This is a genomic window from Paenibacillus sp. MAHUQ-63 (genome assembly GCF_028765165.1).
Classification (GTDB): Bacteria; Bacillota; Bacilli; order Paenibacillales; family NBRC-103111; genus Paenibacillus_E.
Map to the genome: position 1 here is coordinate 15,022 of NZ_JARADB010000007.1, position 19,192 is coordinate 34,213.

Consider the following 19,192-nt stretch of genomic DNA (forward strand, 5'->3'; position numbering starts at 1 on the left):
GAACGGACGCAAGTGAATAGCGATACGAAGCTTAAATTTGGCCGAAAGGTCATTTCGGTCGATGAAGCCAGGGGCTTGCTTGCCGAATATGTCAAACTTACGGAAGTCGAGTCTGTCCCGCTATCGGCAGCATACGGAAGACGGCTGGGTGAGGATATAACGGCGAATCATCCTGTCCCTCACTTTCGGCGGTCCGGCGTAGACGGGTATGCGGTTAAAGCTGAGGATATTGAGCCGGCTGCCCCGGACAATCCGATCGTCCTTCGTGTTATTGAGCTTATTCCGAGCGGCACTGTGCCTCAGCATACGGTTCACTCCGGCACGGCTGCACGCATCATGACAGGCGCTCCCGTTCCGGACGGTGCGGACAGTGTCGTTATGCTGGAGATGACGGACGCTCTGCCGCAGCATGATGCAGGGAAGAGTTCCTCTTGCGTAAGCATTAAGAAGCACATGCCCGCAGGAAGCAACATTACGCCTATTGCCGGTGAAATTCGCGAAGAGGAGCTGCTTCTGGCGCGCGGTACACGGATCGGTCCTGGCGAGGCGGCCATTCTGGCAACCTTCGGTTATGCCTATGTCGCCGTCTATCGCAAGCCTAAGGTAGCTATTTACTCTACAGGCTCGGAGCTGTTGAATGTCGATGACGAGCTGGAGCCGGGACGCATTCGCAACAGCAACTCCTACATGCTGGCCGCTCAAGTAGAAGCGGCTGGAGGCACCCCCATCATTATGCAGGCGCTCTCCGATCATGCGGATGAGGTGGAGGCGGCGCTGCAGAAGGGACTGGCCGGGGCCGATCTTGTGCTTACGTCCGGCGGCGTCTCTGTAGGAGACTACGACGTATTGGTTGATGTTTTCAGCCGTTTTGCAGGGAAGCTGCTGTTTAATAAAGTAGCCATGCGTCCAGGCACGCCGACGAGTGCAGCACTGTGGAACGATAAGCTGTTATTGGCGCTCTCCGGCAATCCCGGAGCCTCCTTCGTAGGCTTTGAATTGTTCGCCAAGCCGTTGATTCTGGCGATGGCCGGCTGTCCATCAGCGTATCCGGACGCGGTCACCGCCTATCTGGACGTTGATTACGACAAAGGCTCCGCATATCCGCGTTATGTAAGAGGCATGACGCATGTACAGGATGGCTCTCTGCGAGTGAAGCCTGCTGGCATCGATAAATCCAGCATCATGGTATCCATCAAGGATGCGGATTGTTTGATTTATCTGCCGGCCGGAGGCTCAGGATTCGCAAGGAACGAACGCGTACATATTTATCCTATCCAATAAAATGAGGCCTGCCGTCACTCTGCTTCGCGAAGGAAGCAGGTGACGGCAGGCCCATTTTCACATCATTAGATTGCGAAAGTAGCAAGGATGATGACAAGCAGAACATACAGAACAAGAACAACACCTACGGAACCGTATCCAGTTCCACAACCAGCTGCATATGACATAGTATCCCCTCCGGTTCAAAATTATTTGATTGGGATGTTTCACTATACAACATATGTCTTGTAGACATTTGTTGATTGGACTTATGCCCGCTTTTACTTCTGAAATAAGCCTAAGTATAATAAATAATGAGGTGATCCTAATGAGTGATATTCGTACATTGCAAGCGCAGGAGCTCCCGGAGAGTCTCGCCTTATCCCAGTTTGCTTTTCAATACGAGCTAAGCGCAGAAGAGCAGGCGGAGCGGATAAGCGAGACGGATCCCAAGCAAATATGGGGCTATTATGTGCAGGATAAGCTTGCGGCGAAGCTGCATCTTCTTGATTTCCATACGTGGCTGAACGGTCAGCGTTATGCCATGGGCGGCATTGCTGGCGTAGCTACGTGGCCGGAATACCGGCGCGGCGGGATGGTGAAGCAGCTGCTTATTCAAGCGCTTAAGGTGATGAGAGAAAGAGGGCAGACGATTTCCTTCCTGCACCCGTTCAAGTTTGAATTTTACCGCAAATTTGGCTGGGAAGCGTATGTGGATTACTTGAAGTATGAGATTCCGGCAGATAAGCTGCCAAGGTTCGAAGCCGCAGCAGGCAGCAAGGTCGTGCGGGTGGAGAAAGACGGTGAACTTCTAAACGGGATCTATGCGAAGTATGCCGTGCGGTATAACGGCATGCTGGACCGCGACGGCGTTTGGTGGAACAAATATTTGAAGGCGAAGCAAGGAACGGCAGCGGTCTACGTGAATCCGCAAGGCGAACAAACCGGCTACGTGATTTATCAGGTGAAGGCGTTCACAGCCACCGTTCATGAGATGGTCTTTCTTGATGAGGAGGCAAGGCGCGGATTGTGGAAATTCATCGCGGATCACGATTCAATGATTACGAAGGTGGAGATCAAAGCTCCGATCGATGACGAGCTGGCGTTCCTGGTGCCGGATCCCCGATTCAAACAGGAAAAAGTTACCTACTTCTCAGCACGGATCGTCGATGTCGAAGCCTTCCTGTCACAGTATGCATTCGAAGCGCGGAGTGAAGCGGAACCCGTCTACATAAGGATTTCGGACCCCTATGCCGAGTGGAATGAAGGCGTTTACCGTTTGACGTTTACGGGCAGCGGAAAGGCGGCACAGGTTGCCAAGCTTCCCGCAGGCGAGCTGCCGGCAGAGGATCATGTGCTGAGCTGCAGCATCCAAACGTTATCGGCCTTATTCATCGGTTATAAGAAAGCCGGATTCCTATCGCGGATCGGCCAGCTCCAGGGCTCCGATGAAAGGATCCGACGGTTGGAAGCGGCGATTCCTGAACGGACGACCTATTTGGCGGACTTCTTTTAAATATCGAAAAAATGCGGTTTCCGGCATGCGATTGCCGGGGCCGCTTTTTTGCGTAATAAAAAAATAACCCGTGAATGATCACGGGTTTAGCACGTACACTTTGACTGTTTGGAAACCGAAGCTGCGAAGAGATTGGTTGGAGCCTGGCACATAGATGTCGACTCGTTTGCCTTTAATGGATCCGCCTGTATCCGTGGCATAAGCGTACATGCCACCGGCCGGCAAGCCATTGAAGTTATATCCCTCTATATACAGCTTAGATCCGAGCGGAATCACCGTAGGATCTACAGCGACAGTTCCGATTCGTAGAGGATTGCCCATGTAATCCACTGCGCCATAGCCGCCATTCTCGGACGGGTCAGACGAGTAAGCGGTGGATTCGAAAAGCTCGTAATCCGGTGCATAGTTGTTGCCATCCTTGCTCAAGATGGCTAGTTTACTGCTTGCGTCCCATTTCACGGGAATATCAGAGGCATTGCTTAGGAACCGAAGGGGGACGTAGACGCGTCCGTTTTGAAATTCGGCATGTGTGTCCATCTCGACACGGTTGTTGTCAATTTCCGCTTCTTTCTGGCCTGAAACTAAAGTGATGGAGTGCTTATCATTGTTCAGTGTAACTTTAATTTGGTCGCCTTCCTTCTGCCATTGTACATCATAACCCAGTTTCTCTGTTACGAAACGGATCGGTACTTGTGTCGCATGGTTGTCATCCAAAAAAGGCTGAGCATCCGGAAATTGAACCAGTTTATCGTTGACCTGAACTTTCACGTCCATACTCGCGGCAGCAGCATGCGCATGTGCCGTAAATGGGGAAAGAAAGCCCCCTGCCCAAACTGTGGCGGACACAGCAAGGCAAGTTAACCCTTTAGTTATCATATGCAATTGGTAATCCTCCTTCTAGATGAGCCTCCGAGGTTAGTTGACGGGTTCGGGAAGAAGGTTCTCCCTAGTCTGCTCCGGGTACAGAGCAAATATTCACCCCAAGTAAATCGTCCCCCGTACCGGCACTTTGTCTGTGCGCCGGACTCGGCTTCAGATAGTTTATCACTGACGGACCAGCGGGAACAACCTCCAAAATATGGATAACGGTCGTAGCCGGTACTGGACTTAGGTCTAGGTTGAAAAACAGTCGCGAGTCCGTTTTGGCGAAAATCGATTTCGGCTACGATAGATACATGAAGATTAAGCGAAGGGCGGAGCGAAACATGAGCATGAATCGATCAAAAAGCTGGGCATTGATTTTAATTACGGTGGGCTTGCTAATCTGCATGCACCAACTCGGCATGCACGTTCATCTGATGGGATTGATTGTTCCTGCGGCAATGGTGGGGCTTGGTTATGTAGGGATTAGGAACGATAAAAAGATCGGTTGGGTGATTTTCGGCATTGGGGCTTTGATTCTGATGACGAAGCTTTCCGGACTGCTTGCAGTCGCTTTGGCCGTCGGTCTTATCTATTACGGCTGCCGGATGTGGAAGAAACCTGGTTATTCGTCGAATTATCACGATTATCGATAGGAACATGGGGGGTGTGGCATAATGAGCGTATTCAATCGAATTGGCAGAATGGCCGAATCGGCCTTACAAGAAGCGGCAAGCAAGCTGGATCTGCATGAGCGCGGAGGCAGCGGCTCTGCCGCCGGCGTGTCGCCGCTGGAGATCGAGGCGCTGGAACAGCGCTACGAGGAAGCCTTGCAGCGGACAATCGAGCTTCGCCGGCAGTGCGTGACCGCCGAGGAGATGGCCCAGCTGCGCGGCGAGCAAGCCGAGCTGGCGATGCGCGCAGGCGACGAGGAGCTGGCGCGCATGGCGCTGCAGGAGAAGCTGCGCGAGGAAGCAGCGGCCGAGCAGTACCGCGCGCAGTATGCCGGCAGCCAGGACGTATGCCTGTCGCTGGCGGATGAGTTGGCGGCGCTGCGTACAGGCCGCCGCACGGCGGGACAGCCGCGGAGCGGGCTGTCCAAGGAGGAAGCTCGCGAGACTTGGCGCGAGCTGGAGGCGACCGGCCGCGAGCTTGGCCGGGAAGCGATGGAGGGGCTGCGCATAGCAGGGCGCGTGTCACGCGATACCCTGAAGGAAGCGGGCGACAACCTCCATCAGGAGCTGCGCAAGCTCCAAAAGGAATGGCGCGACAAGAAATAATCCGCGCGGAACCCTGCTGCGCCCTATGCGCCTGCACGGCGCGGCAGGCCCCGGCCATCTGCCGGAGCCCTACCAGAGCCTTGCCAGAGCCTTGCCCCGCAAGGATTTGCATCTTGGAGGCTGTCCATTCTTGTGGTATGCTAGACATCTATATGAACGAAATAATCGGCAGCCAGAGGAGGTGCAGCGATGGGCGAAGAAACCAAAAACAACCGCAACCGGAATACAGCCCTTGTGCTGATTGGCGCCGGTCTTTTTTTGCTTCTGGATCATACGATCGGCTTTTTCCCCATTCTCGCAATTATTCTGGTCTTGCTGGGCATCCACCGGGTCCGTTCCCGCAAGGAGCGCAAAGGCTTCGTGCTGATAGCCGTGGGGGGCGTCATTCTATTCGGGGATCATGTGACGATTGTCATCTCCATCGTATTAATCTCGTTAGGTGTTTTTTTCATACGATCCAAGCAAATGCAGAAGGACGATACCTATATTCAGAAGCAGAAGCTGGTGGACAGTGTGCGTCTGGGGCGCGAGCCATGGATTATGCGCAACAGCTCGACATGGTATATCATCGGTGAAACGTATATCGATTTATCGCTCGCGATTTTGGAACAAAAGGAAACCACGGTCATTCTGCAAGGGGTTGTAGGGGACGTAGACATCAAAGTGCCGGACGACATCGGCGTATCGGTGGCGGCTTCGGTCACGTTCGGGCAGATTCAAGTGGGCGTCGAACGCGAGTCCGGTGTCATGAACAAGCTGCATTGGCAGTCCCCGAACTATGAGCGCTGCGACCACCGCGTCAAGCTGGTGCTATCCTATATCGTCGGAGATATTAAAATAAAAGTCTTGTAAACTGTAGGCCCAGAGGAGGTTCAGCACATATTGGACGGCTATAAAAGAAGATTAACGAATATGATATGGCGCAGTATGGCTGAATCGATTATTTTTAGTTTTCTGGTGTTTGGCGCTATTATCTATTTCATGAACTCGAGAAATCTCATTACGCCTTTCACAAGCTGGCAGGAGGGCGTCAAATTCACCTTCATGGCCATCGTCATCGTCGGCTGCGTCGGCGCCGGATACGGGTACTGGAACAGCTCCAGAATTACGCGGCGGCTGGAGCCCTTGATGGAAACGATGATATTGTTGGAAAAAGGGACGTTCACCCGCGACCGTTTCCAGAACGGCGAAGACGAAATCGGGCGGCTCGGCGAGCAGCTGGGCCGCATTATGAAGCGATGGGAAGAGCAGGTTACTTCTCTTCAGCGGTTATCGAACAATAACGCCGAACTGGCGGAGAAGGCGAAGCTGTCGGCGGTTATTGAAGAAAGGCAGCGGCTGGCCAGAGAGCTGCACGATGCCGTCAGCCAGCAGCTGTTCGCCATCTCGATGACGGCGACGGCAGTCGGCCGGACGTTGGATAAGGACTTCGAGAAGGCCAAGCGGCAGATTCATCTCATCGAGGAGATGGCTTCCGTCGCGCAGTCGGAGATGAGGGCGCTGCTGCTGCATTTGCGGCCGATCCACCTGGAGGGCAAACGATTGTCCGAAGGGCTCGTGGAGCTGCTGAAGGAGCTGGCGGCGAAGGTGCCGATGACGATCACGTGGGACATGGACGAAGACGTTCGATTAAATAAAGGGATTGAAGACCACTTGTTCCGCATCGTGCAGGAGGCGCTGTCCAATGCGCTGCGGCATTCCAAAGCGAACAAGCTGGAGGTGAAGCTGCTGCACCGCCCGGACGGCGTTCGACTGGCGATCCGGGACGACGGCGTCGGCTTCGAGCTCGATGCGAAGAAGCTGACCTCCTACGGCATTGTGTCGATGAAGGAGCGGGTTAACGAAATCGGCGGCTCCGTCGATATCATTACCGCCCCAGACAGGGGAACCCGGATAGAAATCCGCGTGCCTATTCTGGCCGGGGATGCGGTAGAATAGATGTTCTTGATAGAGAGGAGACGAACATGGACGATATATTGATTAAAGTACTGCTGGTCGACGATCATGAAATGGTCAGAATCGGTCTTGCCGCCGTTCTCGGGACCGAGGACGGCATTGAGGTTGTCGGCGAAGCCAGCAATGGCCAAGACGGCATCCGTCTAGCCCAGGAATACCGCCCGGACGTCGTGCTGATGGATCTGGTGATGGAAGGCATGGACGGCATCGAAACGACGCGAAAGCTGCTGCAGCTGTACCCGGAGTGCAAAGTCATCGTGCTCACAAGCTTCCTGGACGATGAGAAAATGTATCCGGTCATTGAAGCCGGCGCATTCAGCTATTTGCTCAAAACGTCCCGTGCCTCCGAGATCGCGCAGGCCATCCGAGCCGCGGCCAAAGGCCAGTCCATTCTGGAGTCGCAAGTCGCCTCGAAGATTATGAACCGCTTCCGGCAGCCGAAAGCAGCGGCGGAGCCGCATGAAGATTTGACTGAACGGGAAATGGAAGTCCTTCGTCTAATTGCTAAGGGCAAGTCAAACCAGGAGTTGGCCGATGAATTGTTTATCGGAGTGAAAACCGTGAAATTTCACGTCACCAATGTACTGGCCAAGCTAGGTGTGGAGGATCGGACCCAAGCGGCGATCTATGCCTTCAAGCACGGCCTGGCCGAATAGCTAACTAGTGGACAAGGAGCGATAAGGATGAATTTTCTCAAGCAGCTGTGGAGTTGGTTCGGCTCCATTGCCATTTCTTTTGTATTGGTTGTCTTCCTCGGTGTATTCGTGTTCCAATCGACCAAGGTGATGGGACATTCGATGGATCCGACGCTGCATGATACCCAGCGTGTGTATGTGTCGAAGCTATCGCATACATTCAACTATGAGCCTAACTACGGGGATATCGTCATCATTGATTCCAGGGTCGATTTGAAGCGCACGTTCAAGAACGATCTGCTCGACAGCCCGCTGCTGAGTTTGTTTACGAAGAACGACGATAAGCATGTGTGGATCAAGCGTGTGATCGGCAAACCCGGAGATCGGCTGGAAATCAAGAACGATAAGCTGTACCGCAACGGCGAGCTGCTCGAAGAGCCTTACTTGAACGAAGCGATGAAGGCGAATGGCAATAAACAGTGGACGGTACCGGAGGATCACGTCTTCGTGATGGGGGATAACCGCAACAACAGTATGGACAGCCGGGTGATCGGTTATATTCCGCTTGATCATGTATTAGGGAAGAAGCTGTTCTAATTCATAAAAAAACGACCCGCAGGGCGAACATGCGAGAAGCATGTCTACGTCTTGCGGGTCGTTCGCGTTTATGGAGGAGCACATCAGATCTGCGTGTCCAGCAGCAAACCGCTCATCGGTACGGGCAAATACGCTTGCAGCTTGGAGCGGTATTGGCCGTAAGGTTGAAGCCGCGAACCGTTCATCTGGAACAGCGCTTCAGACGGCAGCTGCTGCAGTTGTCCCAGCGCATTAGCTAAGGAGGCTGCGAAGCTGGTCAAGCTGCCCATGCTGCGGCGTAATGCGGCTGGCGGGTTGCTGATTTGATCTTGAAGCTCATCCTCGTGGAGCTCCAGACTTCCGTCATCCCGATGCTCGATTCCGATATCTTGCAGGGAGTAAGGCTTCGCGGCTTGCGCCAATCCGGCAAGCACCGAGCGGTTCAAATAGTCCGGCGAATCCTGCAAAGCGGCTTGGAGCTCATTATATGTATCTACGAAGTCCCGGATGGGGGCTAATTCTAGTGTTGTATGACGTCCGCTATCAGCAGGTTGGGCATCTGCAACGGATTGCGCCGAAGCTTTGGCGTCGTGGACTGTTTGAACGAAGCCGGCTACTTGCTTGGCGGCCGATTTGGCGAGCTGCTGGTAGCTGGAGCCTTCGTACGGCAGATTCAGCGTCCCGCGTACCGTGCTTGAGGTTCCGCCGGCAATGGCGCGTACTGCGCTGACGCGATAGTAGTCCTTGTGGGTTTGGTAGGAGTTCACAGCCGTTATCGGAGGATAGGCATAGATCATTACAATCACCCCTTTGTCGATTGATTATAGTATATCATTCGCAGCAATTGGGGTAAATTGGTACGTGCCCTAAGGCGTCATGCATAAATTCGTGCATGTCGCGGAGTCAATTTCAAATAAATTGACATAAGATAGCATTATTGCTTCTTGTGGAGGCGATGCGCGTGATTCGTAAACGGATGGCTGCAGGTGACGACAGGAAGATTTATCGTTTGGTCATCGAACAGTTGGTTCCTTTTTCCAGGCAATATCAGTCCGGCACTTCCATCACCTTCTCAGAAATACGCAAGCGGCTGAACCATAACAAGACATTCGTGGCAGCCCAAGGAAATAAAGAGCCCTACGGCTTCATCTCCATTCTCCGCAAATCGGATGTGCTGTTCGTCGATATGCTGGCCGTCGATCCCCGGGCGCAAGGACGAGGATGGGGGAAAGAGCTGATGAAGGCGGCGGAAGCGTATGGGCGAAGTGAGCGCTGCCGCACGGCGGAGCTTTTCGTCGATGACAGCAACCCGAAGGCGATAGGCTTCTACTTAAGCAAAGGGTACGACCTCCAGGAGTATCTGCCCGAGTTAAGCTGCTACCGGATGAGGAAGCAGATTCGGTAAAACAAGAGGCTGCTGATGTAAGAAACATCGGCAGCCTTTTCTTCATTCGCTGAACATGGCCGCAACCTGGTTGAGCGGAATATCGATCGGGCCTTCTTGCGCCGGAGCGGGGCCGCCGAAGAAAGGCAGTCCGCCGAAGAAGGATAGCCGCACGGGCTCAATACCCATGACGGGAAAGGCCGGCTCTTCTTGGACGGCATTCTCTTGAGTGGATTTGGCTTTCGCGGTTTTCTTACCTTTCTTGGACATCGTTTTGGTGCTAAGCTTTGGGCGCGCCTCGTCATTAAGAACGAGTTTGTTTTTGTCCAATCGGCTTAATACGCCGTATACTTGCGAGCCATCGTTCAATAATAGAAGCACAGACTTTCCGCACAGGCTTTTGCAAGATTTCTCGCTGATGGGATGAATGGGCTGCATGAGGATCATGGCACCTCCGTGTTGTTGTGTACTATAGCCTATTCTGTCTGCTGCACTTCGGTATAGACGAATGTCTAGTAGCGTATAAGAAATTGTTATTAGTAAAAATACTCAGAAAAGTTGAATAGCTTGACAATTTTAGGTATGCTAAGCATATTAACTAATCCTATAGAGAAAGAATGATGAATAGATGAGTGGAGCTGTTTTTTATATTTTCGGGGCAACGGGGGATTTAGCGAAAAGAAAGCTGTTCCCGGCCTTTTACAGCCTGTACCGTGAAGGGAAATTAGGAGATAATTTCGCGGTGGTCGGGTTGGCTCGCAGACCGCGTACGAACGAACAGTTCCGCGATGACGTGAAGCATTCGATTCAAGAATTCGCACGTTACCAAAGTACGGACGACGCCGAATGGGCTCGCTTCTCGGAGCGGTTCGAATATATGTCGCTGGACATCAACAACGTCGCCGGCTTCCATGAATTGAACGCCTTGTCCGCCCGCCTGGACGAGAAATACCAAACCGGCGGCAACCGGTTGTTCTATCTGGCTTTGGCGCCGGAGCTATTCGGCAATGTGTCTTACAACTTAAGCGAAGGCGGATTGCTCCAAACGAAGGGCTGGCACCGTCTCGTCATCGAGAAGCCGTTCGGCTACGATTTGCCGTCGGCAGAGCGCTTGAACAGCCAGCTTCGCCAAGTGTTCGAGGAGAAGGATATTTACCGCATCGACCACTACCTGGGCAAAGAAATGGTGCAAAACATCGAGTTCGTGCGCTTCGCGAACGCCTTCTTCGAGCCGCTATGGAACAACAAGTACATAGCTAACATTCAGATTACGCTTAGCGAAACCGTCGGCGTAGAGGAACGCGGCGGGTACTACGATCATTCCGGCGCGCTGCGCGACATGGGTCAGAACCACATGCTGCAGATGCTGATGATGATGGCCATGGAGCCGCCAAGCCGTCTGCATCCGGAAGATATCCGCGATGAGAAGGTGAAGGTGCTGCGTTCCCTGCGTCTGTTCGAGGACGGCGACGATGTGCGCCGCAACGTCGTGCGCGGCCAATATTCGGCAGGTTCGAACAAAGGCAAAGCGCTGGCCGCTTACCGCGAAGAGGATTCCGTGAATCCGCAATCGACGACGGAAACGTATTTCGCCGCACGCGTGCACGTCGATAACTTCCGCTGGGCGGGCGTCCCCTTCTACATTCGCACAGGCAAAAGACTGCCGGTCAAAACGACGGAAGTCGTAGTCGAGTTCAAAAACATTCCGAACAACGTCTATTTGGCCAAGAAGCACGTGATGGAGCCTAACCTGCTCGTCTTCCGCGTCAATCCGATGGAAGGCATTTACTTGAAGATGAACGCGAAGCAGCCGGGATCCGAAGGCGTCATCGTTCCGGTTGCGATGGATTTCTGCCAAAGCTGCCAAATCGGCATCAATACGCCGGAAGCTTACGAGCGTCTGCTGTATGATGCAGCGCGCGGGGATTCCACGTACTTCACCCGCTGGGATGAAGTGGCGCTGGCTTGGTCCTATGTGGACCGCATTGCAGCGGCATGGAATGAACGGACGGATGATCTGAAGTCGTATCCTGCCGGTTCCTGGGGGCCGGAAGAGGCGACGAAGCTGCTGACGGACGACGGCTTCAAATGGTGGCCAATCAACGGTCAGAACGAAGGGGAAGTCGATTGGGAAGCCGTTCAGAAAACGACGGTTTTAACTTAGGCATACACGTATAACATCCAATAGGCGTCTGACGCCTATTGGTTTTTTTGTGGTATAATAGAACTTACGGGGTAATTCCTTACTATTATACTTGGGGTGCGTACATGTCGCGTAGAGCTTTCATAAGATGGCTGCTTGCCATCGGGGCCGCTTTGGTTGGATTAAGCGCCTTATTCAGTCAGATCGTCAAGAAGAGGTTCATGGCGGACGAAGCGCCTGTCTTAGCATCTGCGAAGCCCGAGGCGCCGCAAGCGACCGCGCAGCCTTCGGAAGAACCTCCACCGGACGGGCCGCTGATGTCCTTCTTCATATTAAGCGATCTTCACATCACAGCCGGGGACCCGTTGACCGTTAAGAAATTGAGGCAGGCGCTTGATGATATTAAGCACTTCGACGGTCCTGTGGATGCGATCATGCTGACCGGCGATTTGACGGACACCGGCACGGAACGCGATTACAAGGAGCTGCGTACCATTGTAAGTGAGTATAAACTTCCGCCTGTTCACGCCAACATGGGGAATCACGATTATTATACGATCTGGATCAATAAAGCGAACAACTGGGATCAAGCGGCTGTGCCCAACGGCAAGAGCGATGAAGTCAGCCGGGAGCAGTTCAAGAAGTTTTTCGGCTACAAGACGCTTTACAACGATTTTACGACCAAAGGGCATTCCATCCTGCTGCTGTCGCAGGAAGCTTATGTGCAGGAGAAACCGGAGGTCGGTGAAGGAGCCTGGTATTCCGACGAGCAGCTGGCTTGGTTCAAGGAACGGCTTAAAGCGCTGTATCAACCGGGAAGGCCGCTGTTCGTCATGACGCATCAGCCGCTGCCGTCCAGCGGCACCGATGGAGGCTCGCACCAATTGATCCGCGCCATCCAATTCCGCGAAACGCTTAAACCTTATAGGAACGTTTTCGTGTTCTGCGGACACCGCCATCAGGATTTCCAGAATGGCACTCCGCACTACATGAAGGAGACGTTCCATTATTTCCACAATTCCTCGGTCGGCAGAACGCTTAATCGAGCTTACCAGCAGGAAGCCAAACATAAAGCGCAAGGTCTTTATGTGCAAGTATTCGCCGATAAGGTAACCGTGCGGGGCCGAGAGTTCAGCAACCGTACGTTCCTGACCGAAGCGGATTGGAGCATTGAGTTGCAGAAAGCCCATGCCTAATGCGAAAAGCAGTACCTATGTTCAAGAAGAAGGGAATTAAACAATCAGATGACAACGCAACTGACTAAACTTCTCGAAACGGAAGTCGCCAAACGGCGGACGTTCGCGATTATTTCTCACCCGGATGCCGGGAAAACGACACTTACCGAGAAACTGCTGCTATTCGGAGGCGCCATCCGCCTCGCCGGAACGGTCAAAGGGCGCAAAGCTTCCAAGCACGCCACGTCCGACTGGATGGAAATTGAGAAGCAGCGGGGAATCTCCGTAACTTCCTCCGTCATGCAGTTCGACTACGAAGGGCACCGCGTCAACATTCTGGACACTCCCGGCCACCAAGACTTCAGTGAGGATACTTACCGTACCTTGACTGCCGCAGACAGCGCCGTGATGTTGATCGACGTGGCCAAAGGGGTCGAGACCCAGACGAAGAAGCTGTTCCAAGTATGCCGGATGCGGGGTATCCCGATTTTCACGTTTATTAACAAGCTGGACCGCGAAGGGCGCGATCCTTTCGAGCTGTTGGAAGAGCTGGAAGAAGTGCTCGGCATTCGTTCGTATCCGATGAACTGGCCGATCGGTTCCGGCAAACAGTTCTGCGGCGTATACGACCGCGGCAAGTCTCAGCTGGAGCTGTACAATGGCGAGGATCACAAAGATATTGAAGTGCGCAAGGTGGAAGGGGCGGAAGATCCCCTCATCCGGCAAATTGCGGGAGAGTTCCTGCACCAGCAGCTCTGCAACGATATCGAATTGCTGGATGTAGCCGGCGATCCTTTCGATATGGAGAAGGTGCTGAAGGGCGAGCTGACGCCGGTTTTCTTCGGCAGTGCCGTGAATAATTTCGGTGTGCAGACGTTCCTGGAGAATTTCCTGCAGCTGGCGCCCAAGCCGGAGCCTCGCAACAGCACGGCCGGTGTGATCGAGCCGACGATGGAGAAATTCTCCGGTTACGTATTCAAAATTCAAGCGAACATGAACCCGGCTCACCGCGACCGAATTGCGTTCCTGCGGATCGTCTCGGGCAAGTTCGAGCGCGGCATGGCCGTGAAGCATGTGCGCGTAGGCAAAGAGATCAAGCTGGCGCAGCCGCAGCAGTTTCTTGCGCAGGACCGGGATATCGTAGAACAAGCGTTCCCAGGCGATATCATCGGTCTGTTCGACCCGGGCATCTTCCGAATCGGGGATTCGCTGAGCGAAGGGTCGGAGATTGTATTCGATGAACTGCCGACGTTCTCGCCGGAGCTGTTCAGCAAGGTGTCGATCAAGAATGCGCTCAAGCAGAAGCAATTCCTCAAAGGCATCGACCAGCTGACGGAAGAGGGAATGATTCAGGTGTTCACAACGATCGGCTTCGAGGACATGATCCTTGGCGTCGTCGGCCAGCTGCAGTTCGAGGTGCTGGAGCACCGGATGAGATCCGAGTATGGCGTGGACATTCTATTGCAGCGCCAGAACTACCAGTTCGCGCGCTGGATTATCGACGATAAAATCGATCCGGGCAAATTCCGCATCAATTCGCAACTGGTTAAGGATAAGAAGGGCAACTATGTCGGCTTGTTCGAGAGCGAATACGCATTAAGATCTTCCATGGAGAAGAATCCGAACGCGCAGTTTCTGACAAGCGCCCCTTAATAGAGAGACCGTACGCAGAGATTAATCTGACGTGCGGTCTTTTTGTTATTTTGGACGGCGAAGACGATGGTTCCTGGTTACCGCCGGACGTTGAACTTCATACAATAATCACGGGCTACAAGTACCCAATATGCGCTTTAAGGAAGTGAAACCGAGACGTGCATCTTCTCATTATTGCACCTGAGCAAATTCCAGTACCGCCGATCCGGGGCGGCTCCGTTGAAATATGCATCTATGCGATTGCCCGGCAGCTTGCGAAGAAGCATCAAGTGACCGTCATATCCAGACAGCATCGTTCTTATAGCCGTATGACGAAGCGGGGACAACTCCAAATAATCAGGGTGCGGGCGGACGGCAAAGCGGGGTATTTGCGAGAAGTGATCCGGGCCATGAAGGGGTTGACATTCGACTGGGTTCAAGTCGACAACCGGCCGAACTACGCGGCTGCCATCAAACGCCATTTTCCTCAGACGCCGGTTTCCCTGTTCCTGCACTCTTTGACGTTCGTGAAGCCTCCTTATACGACTGCCGCCAAATGCGCGGCCCAACTGCGATCCGTCGACTGGATTGTAGCCAACAGCGCTTCTCTGGAGCAGGAGTTGATCAAACGGTTTCCAAAGAGCCGCAATCAGATGCACAAGGTGTATCTCGGGACCGATATCAAGCGTTTCCGGCCAAGATCCCGAACCGAACAGCAACGGCTAAGAGCCAAGTACCGCATTACACGGGGGTTCCATGTGCTCTTCGCCGGGCGGCTCATTAGGCGCAAAGGTATCCGGCAGTTAATCGAGGCCGTCCATACGGCCAGGAGGGAGGTGCCGGACATGAAGCTGCTTATCGCCGGGGGAGAGCAGAGCAAAGGTTATAAGGCGAGCTTGCGCAGCAGGGCTCGAAGGCTTGCCGTGCCGGTGAAATTCCTGGGAAATGTTCCCCACCGCAACATTCACGAGGTGTACGGTCTCGCCGACTGTTTCGTCTGTCCTTCGCAGCGGCATGAGGCTTTCGGGTTGGTGAATGTCGAGGCGATGGCATCCGGACTTCCCGTTATCGCTTCGGCCATCGGAGGCGTGAAAGAAATAGTCAAGGACGGGCATAACGGCGTCTTGATCCGGGCTTACCGCAGCCCTAAGGCGATCGCAAGGGGAATCGTGGCTGTCGCCAAGCGCAGGGAGTGGGCTAGCGGCTTAGCCAAGCAAGCCCGCAGCGATGCCGTAAGCCAATTCAGCTGGCAGGCTACCGCGCAATCGCTAGCCGACTTCTATAGATTGAAGCTGGAGGCCAAATATGAGTAGGATGCTAAAGAAACGGGCAATTAAATACCCGCGCTATGTCACAAGCAAGATCGGCAAAACGAAAGCGGTGGAAGCCATCGCCACCCTCAAACAATATGTGCCGACGACCAAATGGATGACGGCGGAGTCGCTGAAGCAAATGCTGGTACAGCATAAAATGGTCTATATCAAGCCCAACGTAGGTATGTTCGGCAACGGCGTCATCCGCGTGGAATACGCGGAAGGCAGCGGGGCGTTATTGCCGTACTCGTATCAATTGGGCGTTCATTTGAAACGGTTCAAAACGTTCGAGGATATGTATGCATCCATCATCAAGAAAACGGGCAAAGAACGCTACCTGGTGCAGAAGGGGATTCATCTGCTGAAATACAAAGGGAATCGGTTCGATCTGCGGATTATGGTGCAGCAAACGCCGGAGCGCAAATGGGAGACGACCGGGGTGATCGGCAGGGTGGCACACCCGACCAAAATTGTGACCAATTTCCATAATGGGGGAACGCTGAAACCGGTAGATACGCTGCTGGAGGGCTACTTGAAGGAAAGCGAGAAGGAGCAATTTCTTAAGAAGCTGCATGTACTCGGGACGGGAGTAGCAAGAGCGATTCATACCAAATACAACGGTGTAAAAGAGATCGGGGTTGATGTCGCGCTGGACAGCGAGCTGCATCCGTGGATTCTAGAGGTGAATACGAGTCCGGATCCGTTCATTTTCCGGAGGCTGCGGGATAAGCGTATTTTCGCCAAAATAAGAAGATACGCCAGAGCATACGGCCGGTTATGATATCATAACCGGCCTGTTGTCATAGCGGTCGAAGCTTTGTTCAATCTCATAAACGGAAACGGGCGGACTTAAGAGATAACCCTGAATCGTCGTGCAGGTGGTTGCCCGCAATATTTCCAGTTGGCTTACCTCTTCAACGCCTTCGGCGACGACCTGCATGTTAAGGGCATGCCCCAAATGGATGATGGCGCTCGTGATCGCCCAATCGTCTTGGTTGCTATGAATGTTTTGTACGAAAGAACGGTCGATCTTCAAGCAGTGGATCGGGAAATGCTTCAAATAGTTCAAGGAGGAATAGCCGATTCCGAAATCGTCGATGGAGATGGAGATTCCTTTGCTGCACAGCTTATCCAGCACGGCAACCGTCTTCTCCATGTTCTGCATCATGGAGCTCTCGGTAATTTCGAATTCCAAATAGGCGGGATTCATGCCTGTCATCTCAATGATGCGAATCGCTTTGTCGGCGAAGCCCTCATCTTGGAACTGGCAGGGCGAGATATTGACGGCGATCTGATAGTCCAGCATGCCGGCTTCGAGCCATCTGATCTTCTGCAGGCAGGCTTCACGCAGCACCCATTCGCCAAGTGGGATTATCAAGCCTGACTCTTCAGCCAGCGGAATGAACTCGCCGGGCGGAATCATGCCGTGCTTCGGATGATTCCAACGGACAAGGGCTTCCAAACAAATGATTTTGCCTGTGGATAGTTCCAACCGCGGTTGATAGTACAGCAGCAGTTGATTGTCCTGTATCGCTTTGCGCAGCTCCGCTTCCATCGCCAGGGAGCCAGGAGAAGGCGGGCTCTGCAGAGAGCTGAAGCTCACAATCTTGTTTCTGCCGGTCAGCTTGGCATTCTGGAGCGCTTGATCGGCTTGGTTCAATGCTTGTTCGATCGTAGAAGGAGTCAGCTGGGTGGCGCTTAGGCCAATGCTGACGTTCAGATAACATTCACATTCTTGAATGAGGAAAGGTGTATGGAAAAGCTGCTGCACCTGCTGAGCGAAGAGGGCAAGCTGATCTGGGTGTGCAGCATGCAGGACAAGCAGAAACTCATCGTCACCGGAACGAACGGCGAGGCGGCAGCCGGGAACGGTCAGCAGGCGGTTAGCGACCTCCCTCAGCACGAGATCGCCGGCTGCATAACCGAAGGAAAGGTTGACTTGCCGGAAACGGTCAACATCCAGAACAAGGAGCGTTCGCAGCCCGGCAGCAGCGGGAGCGGATCTGCGGTCGCTTCGGACGGCTTGATGGATTAAAGATTGGAGCTTGGCTCGCTGATGAATGCGAGACACTTGTCTGATGCTTCTCCGAGCACCGAAATTTGTCGATGAGGCCAAGTGAAGAAGGCGCCGGGCTACTTTCATTGCTATCACTCATTCCGCATCAAAGTTGTCTACATACGATTAATTATAGAACGAAAAGCGAGCCCTAGACAATACGATAAATTAGGTCATTTTGCAGAAATTAGTCGTTTTTTTGCACGGTTATAGGCAGCGGATGACGAAAGCGAGCGGCGGATACGGCGGAAAATATTTGCCGCCTTCTTCGTATTGACAAAAGCGGGTGATGAATGAGAAAATGTACGCGTGTACATATTGAATTTTCAAGAGGTTGGGAGGCTGCAAGACATGGTGACTAGAAAAGAGGTCGCTGAATTGGCAGGGGTATCCGAGGCGACCGTTTCCCGTGTTTTTAACGGGCTAGGCCCTATGAAGCCTGCAACCAAAGAGCGAGTGCTTGAAGCAGCCAGGCAGCTGGACTACCATCCGAACGCCATCGCCCAAAGCTTCGCGCGCAGACGCAGCGGGAATCTGGGTGTCGTGCTCCCGTATATGCCCAAAGTCCATCTGTTCTCCACGTATTATTTCGCGGAAATATTAAGCGGCATCGGGGAACAGGTAAGGGAGCAGGGGTATGATCTGCTGCTGTCGCTGCTGAAGCCCGACGAGAGCTTGGACTACACAAGGCTCTACCGGTCGCAGAAGGTGGATGCCTGTATCATTCTGGGCGCCAGAGATACGCCGCAGCAGCGGCAATCGCTTCAGCAGCTGCAAGAGCAGGGGCTGCCCTTCTGCTTGGTGAACCAGCATTTCGAGGGTTCGACTTTCTATGAGGTCGATGCCGATCATGCGGAGGGCAGCTATCAGGCGGTGCGCCATCTGCAGGAGGAAGGCTACCGCAAGATTGCCTTCCTGAACGGTTCGCCCGAATATTCGAACTCGGCCGACAGGCTGCAGGGCTATCTGAGAGCCATGGCGGATGCAGGCTTGGAGGTGACTCCCGGGCTGCTCCTGCAAGGCAATTACAGCCGCAAAAGCGGCTACGAAGCAGCCGATCAACTATGGGAGCAGCGCGAGCAGGTCGAAGCGGTATTCGCTGCCAACGACCGGATGGCCATCGGGCTCATGCAAGGGCTTCGCGAGAAAGGCTGGATCGCGGGACGCGATTTTGCCGTAATCGGCTGCGACGACTCCGACAGCGCCAAGCTGAGCGATCCGCCTCTCAGCAGCATCAGCGTGCCCTTCTATGAGATGGGCAAGGAAGCAGCGCGCGGTGTATTAGCCGGCTTCCTGCACGGGGAAAGCGCCAAGCCTGTCAGCGTGAAGCTGCCGACCTCATTAGTAGTCCGCCAATCGTCTAAGGGCAGTCCCCGGAAGTAACAGCCAAGACAGGAGACATGGA

The 19,192-nt window shown here is 53.6% G+C and carries 19 protein-coding genes, 1 pseudogene and 1 riboswitch; of the genes and pseudogenes, 15 read left to right on the top strand and 5 right to left on the bottom strand.

Annotated features, from left to right (window positions below; translation table 11 throughout):
* The first annotated feature begins 12 nt into the window (after nt 1–12).
* Together PUT07_RS29180 and PUT07_RS29190 are read left to right on the top strand one after the other, a co-directional pair.
* A complete protein-coding gene (locus PUT07_RS29180; RefSeq protein ID WP_274472302.1) occupies nt 13–1,281 on the top strand; it encodes a molybdopterin molybdotransferase MoeA in 1,269 nt (422 codons plus the stop codon).
* A 307-nt stretch (nt 1,282–1,588) separates the two neighbouring features.
* Nucleotides 1,589–2,776, top strand: a complete 1,188-nt coding sequence (locus tag PUT07_RS29190; RefSeq protein ID WP_274472303.1) for a GNAT family N-acetyltransferase — start codon at nt 1,589–1,591, stop codon at nt 2,774–2,776.
* 78 nt (nt 2,777–2,854) lie between these two features.
* On the opposite strand, the gene PUT07_RS29195 is transcribed toward PUT07_RS29190, so the two are convergent.
* Nucleotides 2,855–3,652 (bottom strand): stalk domain-containing protein, encoded by a 798-nt coding sequence (locus PUT07_RS29195; protein ID WP_274472524.1) that lies wholly within the window; start codon nt 3,650–3,652, stop codon nt 2,855–2,857.
* Between the two features lie 13 nt (nt 3,653–3,665).
* Nucleotides 3,666–3,818: riboswitch (cyclic di-AMP (ydaO/yuaA leader) on the bottom strand.
* Between the two features lie 169 nt (nt 3,819–3,987).
* On the opposite strand from PUT07_RS29195, the gene PUT07_RS29200 reads away from it, so the two are divergent.
* The 6 genes from PUT07_RS29200 to lepB all read left to right on the top strand — a co-directional run bounded on the left by PUT07_RS29200 (nt 3,988) and on the right by lepB (nt 8,105).
* Nucleotides 3,988–4,293: a LiaF transmembrane domain-containing protein gene (locus tag PUT07_RS29200; protein ID WP_274472304.1), complete on the top strand. Its 306-nt coding sequence runs from the start codon at nt 3,988–3,990 to the stop codon at nt 4,291–4,293.
* Nucleotides 4,294–4,314: 21 nt separating this feature from the next.
* The gene (locus tag PUT07_RS29205) at nt 4,315–4,917 is read left to right on the top strand and encodes a PspA/IM30 family protein (RefSeq protein ID WP_274472305.1); all 603 of its coding nucleotides are present in this window, start codon (nt 4,315–4,317) and stop codon (nt 4,915–4,917) included.
* Nucleotides 4,918–5,106: 189 nt separating this feature from the next.
* Complete coding sequence (liaF, locus tag PUT07_RS29210) at nt 5,107–5,769, top strand: cell wall-active antibiotics response protein LiaF (protein WP_274472306.1); 663 nt, start codon at nt 5,107–5,109, stop codon at nt 5,767–5,769.
* Between the two features lie 30 nt (nt 5,770–5,799).
* Nucleotides 5,800–6,855 carry a sensor histidine kinase gene (locus PUT07_RS29215; RefSeq protein WP_274472307.1) on the top strand — a complete coding sequence of 352 codons (1,056 nt, stop codon included), beginning with the start codon at nt 5,800–5,802 and terminating at the stop codon, nt 6,853–6,855.
* A 26-nt stretch (nt 6,856–6,881) separates the two neighbouring features.
* A complete protein-coding gene (locus PUT07_RS29220) occupies nt 6,882–7,529 on the top strand; it encodes a response regulator (RefSeq protein WP_274472308.1) in 648 nt (215 codons plus the stop codon).
* A gap of 27 nt (nt 7,530–7,556) precedes the next feature.
* On the top strand, nt 7,557–8,105 hold the full coding sequence (lepB, locus tag PUT07_RS29225) for a signal peptidase I (RefSeq protein ID WP_274472309.1): 549 nt from the start codon (nt 7,557–7,559) through the stop codon (nt 8,103–8,105).
* An 83-nt stretch (nt 8,106–8,188) separates the two neighbouring features.
* Here lepB and PUT07_RS29230 read toward each other — a convergent pair whose 3' ends face one another.
* On the bottom strand, nt 8,189–8,881 hold the full coding sequence (locus tag PUT07_RS29230) for a hypothetical protein (protein ID WP_274472310.1): 693 nt from the start codon (nt 8,879–8,881) through the stop codon (nt 8,189–8,191).
* Nucleotides 8,882–9,045: 164 nt separating this feature from the next.
* On the opposite strand from PUT07_RS29230, the gene PUT07_RS29235 reads away from it, so the two are divergent.
* Nucleotides 9,046–9,489 (top strand): GNAT family N-acetyltransferase, encoded by a 444-nt coding sequence (locus PUT07_RS29235; RefSeq protein WP_274472311.1) that lies wholly within the window; start codon nt 9,046–9,048, stop codon nt 9,487–9,489.
* A 42-nt stretch (nt 9,490–9,531) separates the two neighbouring features.
* On the opposite strand, the gene PUT07_RS29240 is transcribed toward PUT07_RS29235, so the two are convergent.
* Entirely contained in the window at nt 9,532–9,915 is a 384-nt protein-coding gene (locus PUT07_RS29240; protein WP_274472312.1) for a hypothetical protein, read from the bottom strand.
* A 181-nt stretch (nt 9,916–10,096) separates the two neighbouring features.
* Here PUT07_RS29240 and zwf point away from each other — a divergent pair, with 181 nt between their 5' ends.
* The 5 genes from zwf to PUT07_RS29265 all read left to right on the top strand — a co-directional run bounded on the left by zwf (nt 10,097) and on the right by PUT07_RS29265 (nt 16,512).
* A complete protein-coding gene (gene zwf, locus PUT07_RS29245) occupies nt 10,097–11,632 on the top strand; it encodes a glucose-6-phosphate dehydrogenase (protein WP_274472313.1) in 1,536 nt (511 codons plus the stop codon).
* Nucleotides 11,633–11,736: 104 nt separating this feature from the next.
* Nucleotides 11,737–12,807, top strand: a complete 1,071-nt coding sequence (locus PUT07_RS29250; protein WP_274472314.1) for a metallophosphoesterase family protein — start codon at nt 11,737–11,739, stop codon at nt 12,805–12,807.
* Between the two features lie 48 nt (nt 12,808–12,855).
* Nucleotides 12,856–14,439: a peptide chain release factor 3 gene (locus tag PUT07_RS29255; RefSeq protein WP_274472315.1), complete on the top strand. Its 1,584-nt coding sequence runs from the start codon at nt 12,856–12,858 to the stop codon at nt 14,437–14,439.
* A gap of 158 nt (nt 14,440–14,597) precedes the next feature.
* Entirely contained in the window at nt 14,598–15,731 is a 1,134-nt protein-coding gene (locus tag PUT07_RS29260) for a glycosyltransferase family 4 protein (protein WP_274472316.1), read from the top strand.
* Nucleotides 15,724–16,512, top strand: coding sequence for a YheC/YheD family protein (locus PUT07_RS29265; RefSeq protein ID WP_274472317.1), 789 nt, complete (start codon nt 15,724–15,726; stop codon nt 16,510–16,512). The genes PUT07_RS29260 and PUT07_RS29265 overlap by 8 nt, the downstream gene beginning before the upstream one ends.
* On the opposite strand, the gene PUT07_RS29270 is transcribed toward PUT07_RS29265, so the two are convergent.
* The gene (locus PUT07_RS29270) at nt 16,507–17,391 is read right to left on the bottom strand and encodes a putative bifunctional diguanylate cyclase/phosphodiesterase (protein ID WP_274472318.1); all 885 of its coding nucleotides are present in this window, start codon (nt 17,389–17,391) and stop codon (nt 16,507–16,509) included. The two genes, PUT07_RS29265 and PUT07_RS29270, sit on opposite strands and share 6 nt — an antisense overlap.
* Nucleotides 17,392–17,874: pseudogene (locus PUT07_RS35680) on the bottom strand (GGDEF domain-containing protein); the annotation flags it as partial.
* A gap of 264 nt (nt 17,875–18,138) precedes the next feature.
* On the opposite strand from PUT07_RS35680, the gene PUT07_RS29280 reads away from it, so the two are divergent.
* A complete protein-coding gene (locus tag PUT07_RS29280) occupies nt 18,139–19,170 on the top strand; it encodes a LacI family DNA-binding transcriptional regulator (RefSeq protein ID WP_274472320.1) in 1,032 nt (343 codons plus the stop codon).
* The last annotated feature ends 22 nt before the right edge of the window (nt 19,171–19,192 follow it).